The sequence below is a fragment of the Rhizohabitans arisaemae genome (genome assembly GCF_025996515.1).
GTDB classification, from domain to species: domain Bacteria; phylum Actinomycetota; class Actinomycetes; order Streptosporangiales; family Streptosporangiaceae; genus Rhizohabitans; species Rhizohabitans arisaemae.
The window spans coordinates 320,929-338,166 of record NZ_BLRH01000014.1 but is presented as its reverse complement, the minus strand read 5'-3'; the positions used below and the strand labels follow the sequence as shown (position 1 = coordinate 338,166).

The 17,238-nt window shown below is 71.0% G+C and carries 12 protein-coding genes; 1 reads left to right on the top strand and 11 read right to left on the bottom strand.

Translation table 11 applies throughout. The annotated features are described in order from the left end of the window. Positions 1 to 35: 35 nt before the first annotated feature. From RUR_RS08085 to RUR_RS08075, 3 genes are all read right to left on the bottom strand, one after another. On the bottom strand, positions 36 to 2,279 hold the full coding sequence (locus RUR_RS08085) for an MMPL family transporter (RefSeq protein WP_283134290.1): 2,244 nt from the start codon (positions 2,277 to 2,279) through the stop codon (positions 36 to 38). A 72-nt stretch (positions 2,280 to 2,351) separates the two neighbouring features. Beyond that, entirely contained in the window at positions 2,352 to 4,118 is a 1,767-nt protein-coding gene (locus RUR_RS08080) for a serine/threonine protein kinase (RefSeq protein WP_283134289.1), read from the bottom strand. Positions 4,119 to 4,762: 644 nt separating this feature from the next. Further along, a complete protein-coding gene (locus tag RUR_RS08075; protein WP_283134288.1) occupies positions 4,763 to 5,455 on the bottom strand; it encodes an SDR family oxidoreductase in 693 nt (230 codons plus the stop codon). Between the two features lie 117 nt (positions 5,456 to 5,572). Between RUR_RS08075 and RUR_RS08070 the strand changes: the two genes are divergently transcribed. After that, on the top strand, positions 5,573 to 6,400 hold the full coding sequence (locus tag RUR_RS08070; protein WP_283134287.1) for a helix-turn-helix transcriptional regulator: 828 nt from the start codon (positions 5,573 to 5,575) through the stop codon (positions 6,398 to 6,400). A gap of 38 nt (positions 6,401 to 6,438) precedes the next feature. On the opposite strand, the gene RUR_RS08065 is transcribed toward RUR_RS08070, so the two are convergent. From RUR_RS08065 to RUR_RS08030, 8 genes are all read right to left on the bottom strand, one after another. Beyond that, positions 6,439 to 8,028: an ABC transporter substrate-binding protein gene (locus RUR_RS08065; RefSeq protein ID WP_283134286.1), complete on the bottom strand. Its 1,590-nt coding sequence runs from the start codon at positions 8,026 to 8,028 to the stop codon at positions 6,439 to 6,441. 127 nt (positions 8,029 to 8,155) lie between these two features. Beyond that, positions 8,156 to 8,848, bottom strand: a complete 693-nt coding sequence (locus tag RUR_RS08060; RefSeq protein ID WP_283134285.1) for an ABC transporter ATP-binding protein — start codon at positions 8,846 to 8,848, stop codon at positions 8,156 to 8,158. Further along, positions 8,845 to 10,692: a dipeptide/oligopeptide/nickel ABC transporter permease/ATP-binding protein gene (locus tag RUR_RS08055; protein WP_283134284.1), complete on the bottom strand. Its 1,848-nt coding sequence runs from the start codon at positions 10,690 to 10,692 to the stop codon at positions 8,845 to 8,847. Before RUR_RS08055 ends, RUR_RS08060 begins: the two co-directional genes overlap by 4 nt. After that, positions 10,692 to 11,624 carry an ABC transporter permease gene (locus RUR_RS08050; protein ID WP_283134283.1) on the bottom strand — a complete coding sequence of 311 codons (933 nt, stop codon included), beginning with the start codon at positions 11,622 to 11,624 and terminating at the stop codon, positions 10,692 to 10,694. Before RUR_RS08050 ends, RUR_RS08055 begins: the two co-directional genes overlap by 1 nt. After that, the gene (locus RUR_RS08045) at positions 11,624 to 13,210 is read right to left on the bottom strand and encodes an ABC transporter substrate-binding protein (RefSeq protein ID WP_283134282.1); all 1,587 of its coding nucleotides are present in this window, start codon (positions 13,208 to 13,210) and stop codon (positions 11,624 to 11,626) included. Before RUR_RS08045 ends, RUR_RS08050 begins: the two co-directional genes overlap by 1 nt. A 94-nt stretch (positions 13,211 to 13,304) precedes the next feature. Continuing rightward, entirely contained in the window at positions 13,305 to 14,894 is a 1,590-nt protein-coding gene (locus RUR_RS08040; protein WP_283134281.1) for a PucR family transcriptional regulator, read from the bottom strand. Positions 14,895 to 14,929: 35 nt separating this feature from the next. Further along, a complete protein-coding gene (locus RUR_RS08035; RefSeq protein ID WP_283134280.1) occupies positions 14,930 to 15,805 on the bottom strand; it encodes a serine hydrolase in 876 nt (291 codons plus the stop codon). Positions 15,806 to 15,878: 73 nt separating this feature from the next. Then, on the bottom strand, positions 15,879 to 17,234 hold the full coding sequence (locus RUR_RS08030) for a serine hydrolase domain-containing protein (protein ID WP_283134279.1): 1,356 nt from the start codon (positions 17,232 to 17,234) through the stop codon (positions 15,879 to 15,881). Positions 17,235 to 17,238 lie beyond the last annotated feature (4 nt).

The following is a 17,238-nucleotide window of genomic DNA, read 5'->3' as shown; positions in this document are numbered from 1 at the left end:
TCGCCTTGCAATCGACCTAAAACCCACTTGCAAGGTCACACCAGTACGTTGTCGGGTTTCCGGAGAGTCGGTGGTGCCTCCGGCGTGTCCCCGTGATCGGCGATCGAGAGGTCGGGGAGCAGCCGGTCGAGCCAGCGCGGGCACCACCAGTTCCACCGTCCCAGCAAAATCATCGTAGCCGGGACGAGCAGGCCGCGGATGACCGTGGCGTCCACCAGAATGGCGACCATGAGGCCGATGCCGAAGACTTTGACCACCGGATCGGGATAGGCGACGAACGCGGCGAAGACCACCACCATGATGAGGGCGGCGGAGGTGATGACCCGCCCGGTCGCGGCGAGCCCCTCGGCGACGGCCCCCCGGTTGTCCCCGGTCCGCAGGAACGCCTGCCGGACCGCGGTGAGCAGGAACACCTCGTAGTCCATGGAGAGCCCGAAGAGCACCGCGAACAGCAGCAGCGGGACGTAGGCGTCGATCGGCATCGAGAACACCAGCGGCTCCACATACCCGGCGTAGGCCGAGGGCGGCGGGTCCAGGCCGATCAGATAGGTGCCCCAGCCCCAGGTGAACACGACCGTGATCACGCCGAACGCCGTCCCCAGCGAGATCAGGTTCATCAGCGCCGCCTTCAGCGCGACCAACGGCGCCCGGAAGGCGAACAGGAGCAGGAGCGCGCTGAGTCCGACCACCAGGCAAAGGACCGGCCAGGTGTTGCCGAGGATGAGGTCACCGGCGTCGGCGAGTCCGGCCACCTCCCCGCCCACGAGCAGTTTCACATCCGGCATGGCCGGGTCGGGCCGCCGGTCCAGGTCGCGGAGCGCGTCGACCAGCTCCACGGTCTCCCGATCGCTCGGCGCGGTCTCGGCGATCACTGTGAGGAGCGCGGCCGTCCGATCGTCCGCGATCGTGTAGGAGGTGACGTGGGCGACCCCGTCCTGGCGCTTCAGCCGCTCTTCGAGCGCCTCCAGCCGCGGATCCGTCTCGGCGGAGGCTGCGGGGGTGCCGAGTTCGGCGACGACGAACATCGGGGCGGGGGCGCCCTTCCCGAACCCGGCGGAGATCAGTTCGTAGGCCCGCCTGGTCGAGGTGCCCTGGTCGGCGTACCCGTCGTCGAGCTGCCCTATCCCCAGCCCCAGCGCGGGCGCGGAAAGCAGGCCGAGCACCACCACCGTACCGATCAGCACCCGCCACGGGCGGGCGGAGACCCACCCTGCGATCGCGCCCCACCCTCCGCCGGAGCCGGCGCCACGGCGGCCGCGCCGCGTCCCGCCGATCCGCAGCGCGTTCACCCGGTGGCCGAGCAGCCCGAGCAGCGCCGGGACGAAGGTGATCGCCGCGAGGACGGCGCCGAGCACGGCGACGCCGGTCGTCCAGGCGAGCGTGATGAGCATCGGGAACCCGGCGAGCATCAACCCGCTCAGCGCGACGATCACGGTCCCGCCGGCGAACACGACGGCGCCGCCGGAGGAGGAGACGGTACGGGCGACCGCCTCGGGTACGTCGATCCCGTCCTGCAGGAGCCGCCGATGCCGGGAGAGCAGGAACAGCGCGTAGTCGATCCCCACCCCGAGGCCGATCATCGACGCCATCACGGGCGCGGTCTGCGGCACGTCCACCACGTGGCCGAGCATGCCGATCACGGCGAGTACCGCGCCGAGGCTGAGGATCGCCGCGAAGATGGGGATCCCGGCGGCCACCACGCTGCCGAAGGCGGCGACGAGGATGACCGCGGCGAAGAGCAAGCCGATGATCTCGCTGGTCCCGGTCTTGATCTCCTTGTCCGCCGGGGTGCCGTTGTCGACCGGCACCACCTCGACGCCCGCCGCCCGCGCGGGTTCGGCCGCCGCGGAGATCCGCTTGCCCACCTCGCCCAGCCGGCTGGAGTCGACGCCGGTGAGGCGGACCAGGACCTGGCCGATCTGCTGGTTCGCCGAGATGCCGCCGAACCGGTACGGGCTCTCGGCCGAGACCACGTTCGGCAGCTTGCGGATCTCCTCCAGCGCTCGGTCGACCGCTTTTCGCTCCGGCGTCCCGGTGAGTTTGCCACGGCCGGTGTAGAGCACCAGATGGACCAGGCCGCCGGGGCCGTATCCGGGGCCGAATTTCTCCTGGGCGAGGTCGATGGCCCGCTGGGACTCGGTCCCGGGGAGCCGGACGTCGTTGCTGACGGGACGCCCCACGCCGAAGGAGAGCACGGTCAGCCCGATCGCCGCGGCCATCCACAACGCGACGACCAGCTTCCCGTGTCGTGCGCACCAGCCACCCAGCCGACCCAGCATGGAGCCCACAGTGCCTACCTCACTTAGCCGTCCCACCCGAAATTTCCGTACAAACAGTACGGCTCACGGGGGTCAGTTCGTCGACGAGGGCACCCGGAAACTCAGCCGCTCCACGTATCCGCCCTGCGTCCCGTCCCCGGAGGGGCCACTCCCGTCGGAGGGCTCCTCGAACACGGCGACAGTGATCACAATCGACTCGGCGCAGGACCCGGCCGCCGGGGACTGGGCGACCACCTTGCCGTAGTCGGAATCGACGTTGGTCACCCTGGTCCGCACCTTCACCGAGAACTCCCGCAGCCCGCCCCTCGCCTCGTCCTCACCGAGGCCGACCACGTCCGGGACCTCACCCCCCGGCGCCGCGAGCACCAGGTCGACCCGGCCGCCGCCGCTCAACCGCCCGCCCACCTCCGGGTTGGTCGCCAGCACCCGCCCCGCCGGCCCCTCCCCGCACGCCGAGCCGACCTCCCCGGTGGCCAGCCCGGCCCGACTGAGCCTGGCCTCCGCCGCCTCGCGGGAAAGCCCCGCCAGGCCCGGTACGGCGATCCCCGCGGAGATCTCCAGATCCACCCGGGTACCCCGCTCCACCCGTACCCCGGAGTCCACCGACGCCGCGACCACCTGCCCGATGGGGAGGCGGGAATCCACCTTGACCGCGGCGCCGACGACAAGCCCGTTCCGCCGGAGCGCGTTCTCCGCGGCGGCGCGGCTCAGCCCGTTCACCCGCGGCACCCGGACCGGGGACGACGCCTCCGTGGGCGAGGCCCGGGGACCGGGTGACTTGGCGCCGGCCTTCCCCTTGGTCGGAGACGGGGTCGCGACGGTGGAGGGGGGCACGGGGGCGGCCGCCCCCTCCTGGACGGTCCGGCGCGGCGTTCCGGTGAGGACGGGATAGAGCACCACCGCGAAGATGCCCACACTCGCCAGCAGCGAGCCGGACGCCGCGAGCGCGGCCGAGCGCAGCCGCCGCTCCCGGTCGCCCGTCCGGCGCGGCCGGGCCGGACGTTCGGGGAGCGGCCCGGCGCCGGTGTCCGGGTCCGGGGCGTGCAGCAGCAGGATCATGATTTCCTGGCTGGTCGGACGCCGCCGGGGATCCTTGTCCAGGCTCCGGGCGACCAGGTCGGCCAGCGGCCCGGAGAGCGCGCCGAGGTCCGGCGGCTCGTAGACGATCCGATGGAGGACCGCGGGGATCGAGTCTCCCCCGAACGGCGGCCAGCCGTTGGCGGCGAACGCGATCGTCGCCCCCCACGCCCACACGTCGGCGGCCGGACCCACCTGCTCCCCGCTCACCTGTTCGGGGGACATGTAGGCCGGGGTGCCGATCACCCGGCCGGTCACGGTCGCCACCGCGTCGAGCGTGCTGGACACGCCGAAGTCGATCACCCGCGGCCCGTCCGGGCCGAGCAGCACGTTCTGCGGCTTGAAGTCGCGGTGCACGATGCCCGCGTGGTGGATCGCCGCGAGCGCGGTCGCCGTACCGATGGCCAGCCGCTCCAGCGCCCCTTCGGCGCGGGGCCCGTTCCGGGAGACCTCACGGTGGAGCGACGGCCCCTCGATGTACTCGCTGACGATGTACGGACGGCCGTCGGCCACCCCGGCGTCGAGCACCTGCGCGGTGCAGAACCGCGCCACCTGCTGAGCCGCGGCCGCCTCCCGCAGGAACAGCGCCTGCTCGCCGTCCAAGGCGGTACGCAGGAGTTTGACCGCGAGCGGCTCGGGCCCACGCCCGGGGTCGGCGGCCAGGTAGACCACGCCTTGGCCCCCCTCACCCAGCCGACCGGCCAGGCGGTACCTGCCTAGCCGCTCCGGATCCTCCGGTCGTAGCGGCTGGGCGATCGGCATGGGCGCCTCCGGCTCTGATACCAACACAAATCAGCAGTGATACCTCCGTCAAGTCATACCCAAGCCGACTCAAGTCCAGGATGCCAGCGACAATCGTGATGTTCCCGTACCTCAGACCGAGCTCCGGGCCCTAGGCGTGCCGCCCTGGGGTATTCGCCCCGGCAGGGTCGCAGGCACGGCTGGATCTTAGGGTCGGTCGCGCTACGTCCGCACTTCTCGCGCCGCGCTCTTGGCGGCGCGAGAATGCGCGCGGCGGTTCGTGCCGCGCGGTGTTTGCGCGGCACGAACCGATCGCGGTCGATGTTGAAAATACAGGCTTGTGAGAGCGGGTTCTCCTAAGGCGGTGAGCAGGTGCGTGGTTGCGAGCCCGACCACACCTGCTTGCCTGGCCCTGTAGTCCCGGCCAAGGTGACAACCCGGAGGTGCTCACCGCGTTAGGCACGGTCACCGTCAAGAACCAGCGTCTTTTGGCCGAGCCTCCGCTCGGCCGGCTCGAAACACCGGATACCCGCGTCTTCCCTCGTCAGGCGCCGCCGCTAGCGCGGCGACGCCTCCCTCAGTCCAGATCGCGGGGGCGTTTCGAGCGCGCACGTGGCCACCCACCTAGGAGCGATCGGGGAAAGAACAACGGACGTGGGCCGTCTTTACCAGGGGTGAGGGCCGTCCTCGCTGATGAAGGTGCCCGTGGGGCCGTCTTTGTCGAGGAGGGCCAGCTGGACTATGACCGCGGCTCCCTCGGCGGCGGAGCGGGGGGAGGCGTGGCCGGTCATGTCGGTGGCGCAGTAGCCGGGGTCGGCGATGTTGACTTTGATCGAGGTGTCGGCGAGGTCCCGGGCGTAGGAGACGGCGACTGCGTTGAGCGCGGTCTTGGAGGAGTTGTAGGAGAGGTTGTTCAGGAACCCCTCGTCCCCCGCCAGGGCGAGCCCGATGGACGCCAGGCCGCTGGAGACGAAGACCAGCCGGGCCGCGGAGGCCTTGCGCAGCAGCGGGAGCATGGCGTTGGTGACGAAGACGGGCCCGAAGACGTTGGTCTCGTAGACCGTCCGCATCGTGTCCGGCGTCGTGTCGGCGGGGGCCTGGTCCCAGACGCCCACCCCGGCGTTGTTGACCAGGATGTCCAGCCGGCCGTACTCCCGGGCGACCCAGTCGGCGGCGGACGCGGCGGACGCGGGGTCGGTGACGTCCAGCCGGACGGATCGGGCGCCGAGCCGGGCGGCCGCCGCCGATCCGCGGTCGGCGTCGCGGGCGCCGATCACGACGGTGACGTTCCTGTCGAGAAGCAGCCGGGCGGTCTCGTAGCCGATGCCCCGGTTGCCCCCGGTGATGAGAGCGATCATGCGGTCATCCTGGCCCGCCCGGATCGACGGCGGGAGAGACCCGCCGGGCCTGGGACCGGCGAGGGTGGGATCGGCCGTACCACCCTGCGAACCCGCGATCCACGTCATGCTGGAGGGGTGGACAAAGAGCAGCTCGCCCGTTTCCTACGCTCCCGCCGGGCGCGAATCACCCCGCGTGAGGTGGGCCTCCCCGAGGGGGGCACCCGCCGTACCCCGGGGCTGCGCCGCCAGGAGGTGGCGCAGCTCGCGGGGATGTCGATCGACTACTACATCCGGCTGGAGCAGGGCCGCGGCCCCCGGCCGTCCCGCCAGGTGCTGAGCGCGCTGGGCCGCGCGCTGATGCTCACCGCGCACGAGCGGGAACACCTGTTCCACCTGGCCGGGCGGGAGCAGCCGCTCGGCACCCGGCCCGGCCGGGAGGTGGCCCCCGGGGTCCTGCTCCTGCTGGAGTCGATGACCACGGTGCCGGCCTTCGTGATGGACGCGCGCTATGACATCCTCGCCTGGAACCGCATGGCGAATCTGCTCTTCGGGGATCTGGACACCACCCCCGGACCCCAGCGCAACGTGATCCGCTGGACGTTCCGCGCCGGGGGACGTCGATGGGCGGGGCGGCAGGAGCGGGACTGCTTCGCCCGGATGGTGGTGGCGGACCTGCGCGCGGCCTCGGCCCGCTACCCGGGGGACGTCTGCATTCAGGAACTGGTGGCCGAGATGACCGCGCTCAGCCCGGCCTTCGCCGAACTGTGGGCCGCCTACGACGTGGTGGTCGAGCGTGACCGGCACAAGCTCGTGTACCACCCGCTGACCGGCGCCATCCGGGTGATCTGCCAGATGCTCCTGATCCCGGACACCGACCAGCGGCTGGTCACCTACGTCGCCGAACCCGGATCGGCGTCGCACAAAGCCCTGCGGACCCTGTACGACGCCGCGGCCGGAGTCTGAGCGCCGGGTACGGCGGCCGCGGCCGCCGTACCCGGCGCTCACTTGCCCGTGGTCATGCGGATGGAGTGGGGCAGGACGGAGCCGGAGTAGAGCTCGGCGGTCGCGTCCTTGGAGGCGACGAGGTTCGTGGTCTCCACCACCGGGAGCACGTCCAGGTTCTTGATCAGCGATGTCTCGGCCTGGGTCCACAGCGCGCAGGCCTGCTCGCCGGTGAGTTTCATGGCCTTGCCGGTGAGCTCGACGTACTCCTCGTTCGCCAGGTGCGCGAAGTTGGCGCCGTCCGGGGCCCCCTTACCCGAGTAGAGGGCGACCAGCTGGGAGGGGAGCGTGACCCCGAGTGAGCTCCAGGTCACGTCCCAGTCGCCGGTGGTGTTGAGCGTCTCGTAGAACTTGGTCGACGGGGCGCCGGTGAGCTTGATGTCGACGCCGAGCTTGCGCCAGGCGTCCGCGATGTACTCGGCTCCGACCTGCGCGCCGGGACCGAGCTGGTCGGTGTAGAGGAAGTTCAGGGTCAGCTTCGCGCCGTCCTTCGCCCTGATCCCGTCACCGCCGCGGGCCCATCCGGCGGCGGTGAGCGCCGCGTCGGCGGCCGCGGCGTCGAAGACGGGACGGTTGCCGGCGACGGAGTCCGCGGTGCACGGGCTCGGCTTCATGGTCATCCCGGTGGGCGTCCGGCCGGTCTTGAGCGAGGCGAGGCTCGCCACCTCGTCCAGGTTCACCGCCTGCATGAGGGCCTTGCGCAGCGCGAGGTCGGCGCCGAGCTTCCCTTTGCCCTGGTTGAACATGATGTCGCCGTTGACGTAGGGGAGCACCTTCTTGGTGATCGCGGGATTGGCCTCCAGCCTGGCCCGGTCGGTCCCGCTGAACAGCGCCATGCTGAGCCCACCGGAGATCAGCAGGTTCGCCGCGGTCTGCTCTTTCTGCACCACCCGGACCACGACCTTGCCGGGGTGTGCCGGGTCGTCGGTCGTCGCCCCGCCCGGCCCCCAGGTGTAACCCTTCCGCTTGGTGAAGGTGTAGCTGTCACCCGAGACCGTCTCGGCCAGCACGTACGGCCCGGTGCCGAAAGTCTGCTTGGCGAGCAGGGCGGGCTCCTTCAGGCCTTTGCCGCAGACGATGAAGACGTCCCGGGCGTTCTCCAGGATGAAGCTGTACGGCTCGGGCATGCTCAGGGTGACGGTCCCGGCCGCGTCGTCCGCCGTCGCCTTCATCCCGGCCGGCACCAGCACGCCGTTCAGCGGGGACTTGGTCGCCGGGTCGGCGATGCGGTTGTAGTTCGCCGCGACGTCCGAGGCGGTCAGTTTGGACCCGTCGGAGCAGGTGACGTCCCCGCGCAGGGTGAAGGTCACCGCGTCCGGGGTGACGTCCCATTTCTCGGCCAGGCCGGAGACGGTCTTCCCCGCGGGGTCCGTGCTCACCAGCGTGTCGTAGGCCATGTACACGGTGGCCCGGGTCTCCCCGGTGATCGCCATGGCCGGGTCGAGTGCCCCCGGGTCGGCGGAGACGGCGAAGCTGAAGACGGCGTTCCCGGCGTCGACGCCACCGCCGCCGCCGCTTGAGGAGGACCCGCAGGCGGCGGCGAGCAGGCCCAGTACGGCGATCGTCGCGACCGCTCCGGTGTTTCGCATGGGGAGCTCCTGGGGGAGGGAGGGGAGGAAGAAGGTGTGTGTCCCACCCTCCCCGCTGGGGGCGTACCGGTCTTCGTGCTACCGGACAAAATGGACTTAATACCTCGTATCAGAGTGAAAAGTGCGATCAGTGCCTGAGCCGGGGTACAGCCGCCAGCAGCTCACGCGTGTAGGCGTGCTCCGGCGCCCCGACCACCCGCTCAGCCGGGCCGATCTCGACCAGCCTGCCGCGGTGCATCACCGCCACGACGTCGGAGACGTACCGCACGACGGCGAGGTTGTGCGAGATGAACAGCATGGACAGACCGAGTTCGGCCTGCAGCCCGCGGATGAGGTTGAGCACCGCGCCCTGGACCGAGACGTCCAGCGCCGAGGTGATCTCGTCGGCCACCAGCAGCTCCGGCCGGGCGCCGAGGGCACGGGCGATCGCCACCCGCTGGCGCTGCCCGCCGGAGAGCTCCCGGGGATAGCGCCCGGCGAACTCCGGAGGCAGGGAGACCAGCGAGAGCAGCCGTTCCACCTCGTCCTTCCGCCGCCCGCGCGGCAGGGCCGAGAGCCCCTCCTCCACCGACGCGCCGACCGTCATCCGCGGGTTGAGCGAGGCGTAGGGATCCTGGAACACCAGCTGCACCCGTTTGGGGTCGACCCCGCTCATCCGGCCCTCGTACCGCACCAGACCGCAGATCGCCTTGGCCACGGTGGACTTGCCGGAGCCGGACTCCCCCACCAGCCCGACGACCGACCCCGGCGGGATCTCCAGCGTCAGGTTCTCGACGGCGGTGAACGAGCCGAACCGCACGGTCAGGTTCTCGATGATCATCGGGTCGCCACCTCGATCTCCACGGTCCCCGCGTGCCAGCAGGCGACGGTGTGGGCCTTTCCGAACTCCTTGAGCGGCGGACGCTCACCGCATCGTTGGTCGGCGAGCGCGCAGCGCGCCGCGAAGGCGCAGCCCGTACCGGCCTCGGCGGGCGCGGGCTGGGTGCCGGGGATCGCCGCGAGCGGCTCGCCCTTGTCGGTGTCCAGGTCGGGCAGGGAGGCCACCAGCGCCTTGGTGTAGGGGTGGGCGGCGCCTCCCGCCAGCTCCGAGACCGGCAGCTCCTCCACGATCCGCCCCGCGTACATCACCACGACGCGATGGCACAGCTCGCTCACCACGGCGATGTCGTGCGAGATGAACAGCGCCGCGGCGCCGGTGTCCGCCGACACCTCCCGGAGCAGCTTCAGGATCTGGCGTTGCACGGTGACGTCGAGCGCGGTGGTGGGCTCGTCGGCGATGATCAGCTTGGGGCTGCCCATCAGCCCGATGGCGATGACCGCGCGCTGGCGCATGCCACCGGAGAACTCGTGCGGATGCTGCCGTGCCCGCTTCTCCGGATCCGGGATGCGCACGTGCTTCAGCCGGTCCACCGCCCTGGCCCAGGCCGCGGAGCGCTTGGCGCCCTGGTGGACGGTGGCCACCTCGGCGAGCTGGCCGCCCACCGTGAGCGCCGGGTTGAGTGAGGCCATCGGGTCCTGGAAGACCATCGCCATCGAAGTCCCGAGCAGCTTTCGGCGCTTGGCCTGGCCCAGCTCGGTGAGCTCGGTGCCGTTCAGCCGCAGCCGTCCGCTTGTCACCGTCCCCGGGTACGGCACCAGCCCGCCGATCGCGAAGGCGCTGAGGCTCTTGCCGCTGCCCGACTCGCCCACCAGCCCCACGATCTCCCCCGGGGCGAGGGTCAGCGAGATGCCGCGGACCGGGGTCACGCCGCCGGGGAAGGTGACGGTCAGGTCCTTCACCTCCAGCACCGCGTCCGCATCGGGCGCGGAGTCGTCCGGGGCGACCTCGGCCGCGCTCACCGGACCCGCGGAGGCCGAGGTCCGGGCGGCCGATTTGGCCAGCGCCTCGCCCACCATGTTGAACCCCAGCCCGGCCAGGATGATCGCGGCGGCGGGACCGAGCGCGACCACCGGGTCGAGGTAGATCCGGCCGAATCCCTCGTTCAGCAGCCGGCCCCAGTCGTACTCCGGCGGCTGGACGCCCAGCCCGAGGAAGGACATGCCCGCCATCGCGACCAGGCCCGTGCCGAGCACCGCGGTGACGTTGAGGATGACCGGTTCGGCGATGTTGGGCAGCACGTGCCGGGTGGCGATCTTCCATCGGGGCACGCCGAGCAGCCGGGCGGCGGCGACATAGTCGGCCCCGGCCACCGAGGCGGCCAGCGTCTGGGTGAGCCGGGCGAACCCCGGCGCGATGGCCATGCCGATGCCGAGCACGGCTCCCCGGGCGCCGAGGCCGCTCACCACGGCGGTGAACATGGCCAGCAGCAGGGCGGGGAAGGCCACCAGGGCGTTGACCGCGCCGGTGACCAGCCGCGCGGCCCGCCTTGGCAGCACCGAGGGCAGCACGCCGAGCAAGAGGCCGAGGCCGACGCCGATCACGGTGGCCAGGACGGCGAGCAGCAGGCTGAACCGCGTCGCGGCGAGGACTCGGGCCAGGATGTCCCGGCCCAGGTTGTCGGTGCCCAGGAGATGCTCGGCCGAAGCGCCCTGCAGCGCGGCGCCCGCGTCGATGGTCTCGGCCGCCTCACCCCAGATCGGCGGGCCGACGATCGCCAGGATGACGGTGGCGGCGACGAGGGCGAGCCCGATCACCCCGGTCGGTGTGCGCAGCAGCTGGCGCATCAGGTCTCCTTGATCGTCGACTTGGGGTCCAGCTTGCTGAGCAGCAGGTCCACGATGAGGTTGACCACCAGGACGATCGCGCCGTAGACGAAGATGATCGCCTGGGCCACCGGATAGTCCTTCTGCGTGATCGACTCGACCATCCGCCCGCCCAGGCCCGGCCAGGCGAAGACGAACTCGACCAGCACGCTCCCCGCGATCAGACCGGTGAGCAGCAGGCCGCCCACGGTGAGGGTGGAGGTCAGCGTGTTCGGCAGCACGTGGCGGAGGTAGATCCGCAGCACCGGGAGGCGCTTGGCCCGCGCCAGCCGTACATAGTCGGCGCCAAGCTCGCGAAGGGTCTCCACCCGGGCCAGCCGCGCCACCATGGCGATGGCGCCGATGGAGAGCGCGAGGACGGGAAGGATGTAGGAGTCCAGGCCGTCCCGCCCGGCCGGGGGGAGCCAGCCGAGCGCGATGGAGAAGACCACGATCAACGCGATCGAGTACAGGAACTCCGGGACCACGGTCAGCGCGCCGGTGCCGGAGGTGAAGCCCAGCTCGGTGCCCCGGTTCCTCCCGTTCTCGGTGCGGATACCGGCCCACATGCCCAGCGGGACGGCCACGATCAGGGTGAAGATCGTGGCCGCGCCCGCCAGGGCGAGGGTGTGCGGGAGGCGGTCGGCGATGATCTGGCCGACCGGCTCCCTGGTCATGAACGAGGTGCCGAAGTCCCCGCCGAGGATCTGCTGCACGTAGGCGAGCAGCTGCATCGGGATCGGGTCGTCCAGGCCGAGCTCCGCGCGCCGCTGATTGACCAGCTCAAGCGGGGCGTTCATCCCCAGGGCGGCCCGGATCGGGTCGCCGGGGATGAGATGGATCATCGCGAACGAGGCCGTGATGAGGACGACCATCGACACCGCGAAGCGGATCAGGCGGCGCAGCGCGAACACTAGCTCCCCTTGGTCATTCGAATGGAGGACGGGATGACCAGGAAGCCCTGCGTCTTCGCGGTGGCGTTCTTGCCGGCGGTGAGCCAGGTGGTGCCCACGAACGGGTACACGTCCACGTTCTCGACCAGGGCACGCTCCGCCTCGTTCCACTTCGCGCAGCCCGGCTCGCCGGGAAGCTTGGCCGCCTCGGCGACAAGCCGGTCGTAGCGCTCATTGGCCAGGTGGGCGAAATTGCCGCCCTTGGGGGCCGGCGTGCCGGAGAACAATCCGACGAACTGGGAGGGCAGCGGGAGACCGATGCCGAACAGGCCCACATCCCAGTTCCCGGTGACGGTCATCGTCTCATTCATCTTGATGGTGGATTGGGCGTTGATCTGGGTGTCGACCCCCACCTTCCTCCAGGCGTCCGCGATGTACTCCACGCCGGCCTGCCCGCCCGAACCCGAAGCGGTGGAGAAGGCGAGTCTGAGGGTGAGCTTCTTGCCGTCCTTGACCCTGATCCCGTCGGGCCCGGCCTTCCAGCCCGCCGAGTCCAGCGCCGCGGTCGCGGCGGCCACGTCGTACGCCGGCAGGGCGCCCGAGACGTTGTCGCCGGGGCAGGGCCCGGGGTGCATGATCAGGCTCTTGGGCGGCCGCCCGGTGCCACTGGTGGTGATCCGGCCCAGCTCCTCCATGTTCAGCGCCTGCACGAGCGCCTTGCGGACGGTGAGCTCCTTGGTGGGCCGGTCCACGCCCTGATGGAAGTAGATCTGCTCGACGGCGATCGGGACCGTGTCCTTGGCCAGCCCGGGAGCGGCTTCCACCCGCGGCCGGTCCGGCCCGAAGAAGACCCCCAGGTTGACCGCACCGGAAAAGAGCAGGTTCGCGGCGGTCTGCTCGTTGGAGACGATCTTCAGCACTACTTTGCCGGGTTGGCCGGGCTCGGTGTTGGTCATCCCGCCCGGCCCCCAGGTGTAGCCCTCCCGCCGGGTAAAGGTGTAGCGGTCCCCCGAGACCACCTCGTTCAGGACATAGGGTCCGGTGCCCGAGGTCCCCTTGGCGAGAACGGAACGGTCCTTCAGCCCCTTGCCGCAGACGATGAAGACGTTGTGGGTGCTCTCCAGGATGAAGCTGTGCGGCTGCGGGGTGCTCAGGGTGACGGTTCCCGCGGCGTCGTCGGCGGCGGCCTTCAGCCCGGCCGGCACAATGATGCCGAGCAGCGGGGACTTGCTCGCCGGGTCGGCGATGTAGGTGAAGTTCGCCGCGACGTCAACGGGGGTGACCTTGGACCCGTCGGCGCAGGTGACGTCCTTACGGAGAGTGAAGGTCACCGAATCGGGCTTGACATCCCACTTCTCGGCCAAACCCGAAACGCTCTTCCCGTCCTCGCCGGCGTGCACCAGGGTGTCGTAGGCGAAGTACAGGGTCGCGTTGGCGAATCCCGAGGCCGCCGTCGCGGGGTCGAGTGCTCCGGGGTCGCTCACCATGGCGTAGGTGAACGTGGAGTTCTCCGCGGGTTTGCCCGCTTCTCCGCTGGACGAGGATCCGCACGCGGCGGCGAGCAGACCCAGCACACCGACGGCGGCGACCGCTCCGGCTCTCTTCATGGGGGCTCCAGGGGGAGGGAAGGGGGTGTGCACTCACCCTCACCCGCAGGCGCCGTATCGGTCTTCGTCCAATCGGACAAAAAGGATGAAGTGACTAGTGCCGATACTCAAAAATCCGTATTTGCAGGGTGACGGCGAGCCGGGCCTCGGGGTCGTCCAGATCGAACTCCCCGATCTCCGACAGCCGCCGCAGCCGATAGCGGAACGTGTTGGGATGGACGTGTACGGCCGCCGCGGCGGCCCGTACGTCGCCGAAGGCGTCCAGGTAGGCCTTGAGGGTGGGCACCAGGCCCGTGCCGTGCTCGGCGTCGTGCCGGAGCAGCCGCCGGTACGGCCCCGTCGGCGCCTGCTCCTGCTCGGCGGCGAGATCGCCCAGCTGGAGCAGGAGCGACTCGAAGTGCGACTCCGCGTAGCCTGCGGCCTGTCCGGAGACTCCCCGGGAGCCCAGCACCCGAAGCGCCCGGTCGGCGTCGGCGCGGGACCTGGCCACATCGGTCAGGCTGGCCGCGGGCCGGCCCACCCCGATGTTGCCCGAATGCCGGGGACCGACCCGATTCAGAAAGCTCCGCGCCACCTGGACGGCGCGCGACTCCTCGGCGTCGCCGACGGGCAGGGGCAGGACGGCGTAGACGGTCGAACCGACCAGGGCCGCGGCCGCCTTGGGATGGATCGCTCCAAGATGGAGCGCGAACGCGTCGCAGAACCGCTGGCGATCGGCCTCCCGCCCGGCCACGTCGCCGTGCTCCCACTCCCGCGGCTGCGCGGCGAGCACGGACAGCCGTTCGGTGCCGATGCCGAGCCTGCTCGCCGCCTCGGCCGCGTTCGGCCCGCCCTCCAGCACCGTGGCCAGCAGATCCGCGCGGAGCCTGCGCTGGGTGTCGGCACCGGCCCGCTGGCGGAGCAGCTGAAGAGCCACGATCTTGGCCGCGTCGGTCAGCGCGATCAGCCGCTGCTCGGACAGCGGCTCGTGGACCGCGACCCAGATCGAGCCGAGGATCTCGTCCCCGGACCGCACGGCTATCGCCACCCGGGGGATCGAGTCCTTTTTCAGCTGAATCTGGATCGGCTCCCGGCTCTGGTAGAGCCGCCGGAAGAAGCCGACCTCATCCAGCTCGCGCAGATACTTGTCCGGCACCTGCCGGCCCAGGACCGTCTCCACCCTGCCGTAGTCGGCCTCGTCCTGCCGCCCGGAGAAGGCCAGGACCCGGGAGGAGCGGTCCTCGATGGTGACCGGCGCGTCCAGCAGGTCACAGAGCGCGTTGGCCAGCACGAACAGGTCGTCGGGCCCGTTGCTGCCGGGGTCGGCGATATCGCCTTCGGCGAGCAGCGAGCGCATCAGCGCCGCCACCTGGGACCAGGAGGCGGCCCGGGTGAGTCCCAGCACCGCCACCCCGCTCCCGGCCACCGCGGCCCGGACCCGGTCGTCCACGGCGACCGGCTGCTTCACCACGACCCCCGCGACCGGACCGGCCGCCTCAAGCAGCGCGCGGAGCCGGTCCGCTCCCTCCACGCCGACCGCCAGCAGCAGGCAGCCGGGCGGCGGGGGAAGGTCGTCGAGGGGGTCGTGGATGTGGACCCCGGTCACCTCGGCGTCGAGCTCGTCCGGGGCCACCGCGACGTCCAGCACGGTGCGGCCCAGGTCATCCAGGATCCGCCGCAGGCTGGCACGCGGACGGAACGTCATCTCCTCACGATAACGGGAGTGGACGGAACGCGAGATCAGGGCCTCCCCTCCGCACGCAGGTGCTCGATCGCGGCGAGCGCGGCCCGCCCGATCGAGGCGTCCGCCCGGGGCAGGCGCCCGCCGAGCGAACGGGTCCGGACGAAGACCGCCGCGGCGTACCGTTTCCCGTCCGGGTACTCCACGACACCCGCCTCGTTGCGGACCCCCATCAGCGTGCCGGTCTTGGCGGAGATCCGGATCCCGTCGGGGAACGCCGAGGAAAGCCGGTGCGGCCAGACCTGGTTGCCCATGATCCTCCGGACTTCCTCGCACGCCTCGGCGGGACCGGCCTCGTCCCGCCAGATCGCCGCGAGCAGGCTCGTGGTCTCCCTGGGCGTACCGGAGGTGGTCTTCTCCGGGTCGAGCACCGACAGGCCCCGGATCCGTTCCTCCCCCATCCCTTCCATCTCCTCCCAGGAGGAGACACCGAGATCGGTGAGGACCGTGTCCAGCAGCTCCCTGCACCCCCCGATGAGCCGGGTGCGCGTCAGCCCGAGCTGGGCGAGGGTGGCGTGCACGTTGTCCAGCCCGACCCGGCGGAGCAGTACGTCGGTCGCCGCGTTGTCGCTCTGGGTGAGCATGAAGTGCGCCAGGTCCCGCAGGGTGAGGGAGACGTCGTCGGCGCATCCCGAGGTGCCGATGCCGCCGTCCTTGTCGGCGGCGGTCACGGTGAGCCGCTCGGTGCGCTCGATCAGCCCGGCCGCCGCCTGGCGGGCGTACTCCAGCGCGACCGGGACCTTGAACACCGAGGCCAGAACCACCGGGGCGTCGGGGTTCAGCCCCACCTCACCGGGTCCGTCCACCTCGCGGACATGGACGAACCCCTCGGCATCGGCGTCGTCGAAAATCTTCTTGAGCTGCTCGGCGGGCATCGGGGCTCCTTTGCGCGGCGTACGTTTTCAAACGGCGTACGGCGGGGGCCCGCCACCGGACCCCCGCCACCGGTTACGGGACGCGGGCCAGCGCCCGGGAGTTGTGCAGGTAGCTCGCCTGCCCGTTCTCCATGACGAACGCCAGGACGGGATGGCGGCCCCGCTCGGGCTTTTCGCCGACGAAGGCGTGTCCGCCGAGGGGAAGGTACCTGACGGTCTCCCGGGTGCTCCCCAGCTTCACCATGAGCTCGCTGGGGACCAGGGTGACGTCGATGCCGCCGCCCTCGGCGAGCTCGACCTCGTATCTGGCCACCCCGCTCTCATAAGCGCCAACATAGGCTGACAAATCCACCTGGACAGGGTCGGCCGGCGGAACCGGCGAGGCCGGTGGCTCCACCCCGGCCAGCTCACGGAAGATCGGATGCACGAAATCGTGCATCAGACCCATCACATCCCCGCCGTTCATCGTCATCGCGAGTGTGAGCCCCGCCCCGGGCAGGATCACCCAGGTCGTGGACTGCCCGATCGTGCCGCCGTCGTGGCCGTACGCGCCGTCGCCCCAGCCGTAGAGCGCGATCCCCAGCCCCCAGTGGGCGCCCTCCCCGAAGAGCACCCCCGGCACCGAGACCTGCGGGGTGAGCATCGCCGCGACCGACTCGGCGGACAGGATCCGGGAGCCGTCGTCGGTCACACCCCCGCGCATCAGCGTCCGGCCGAACCGCAGCAGATCGCTCGGGGTGAGGCACATCGTGGACCCCGCCGGGGCGTTCGACCGCGCCATCTCCCAGTCCGGGGAGACCGCCGGCCCGTCCGGACCGGGGATGTGCCCGGCCGAGACCCGGTACACGATCGCCTCCTTGGCGGAGAACGCCGAATGCCCGATCCCCAACGGGGCGAAGAGCCGCTCCCGCATCGCCTGCTCCCAGGTGGTCCCGCGGAGCCTGGCCACCAGCGCTCCGAGCACCACGTAGCCCGCGTTGCAGTAGGACATCAGCTCACCGGGGGCGTGCACCTGGCCCACCCCGGCCAGGAACTTCAGGTACCTGTCGAGACAGTCCTCCTCGACCCCGGTGTCCTCGAACACATCGCCCTCGAACCCGGCGGTGTGGGTGAGCAGCTGCCGGGTGGTCACGCTCGCCGAAGCCGCCTCGTCGGCGAGCCCGAACTCCGGCAGGTAGGTCCGTACCGGTTTGTCCAGGTCGAGCAGGCCCTCCTCCACCAGCTGCATGATCAACGCCGCGGTGAACACCTTGGTGGTCGACCCCACCTGGAACAGCGCGTCGGTCGTGGCCTCCACCTTGGTGTTGAGGTTGAGCACGCCCGAAGCCACCGCGACGACCTCGCCGTCCCGGCTCACCGCGATCGAGGCACCCGGCACACCGTGTTTCGCGATCGCCTCGTCGAGCCGCCGCCGCAAATCTGTGATCATCGTT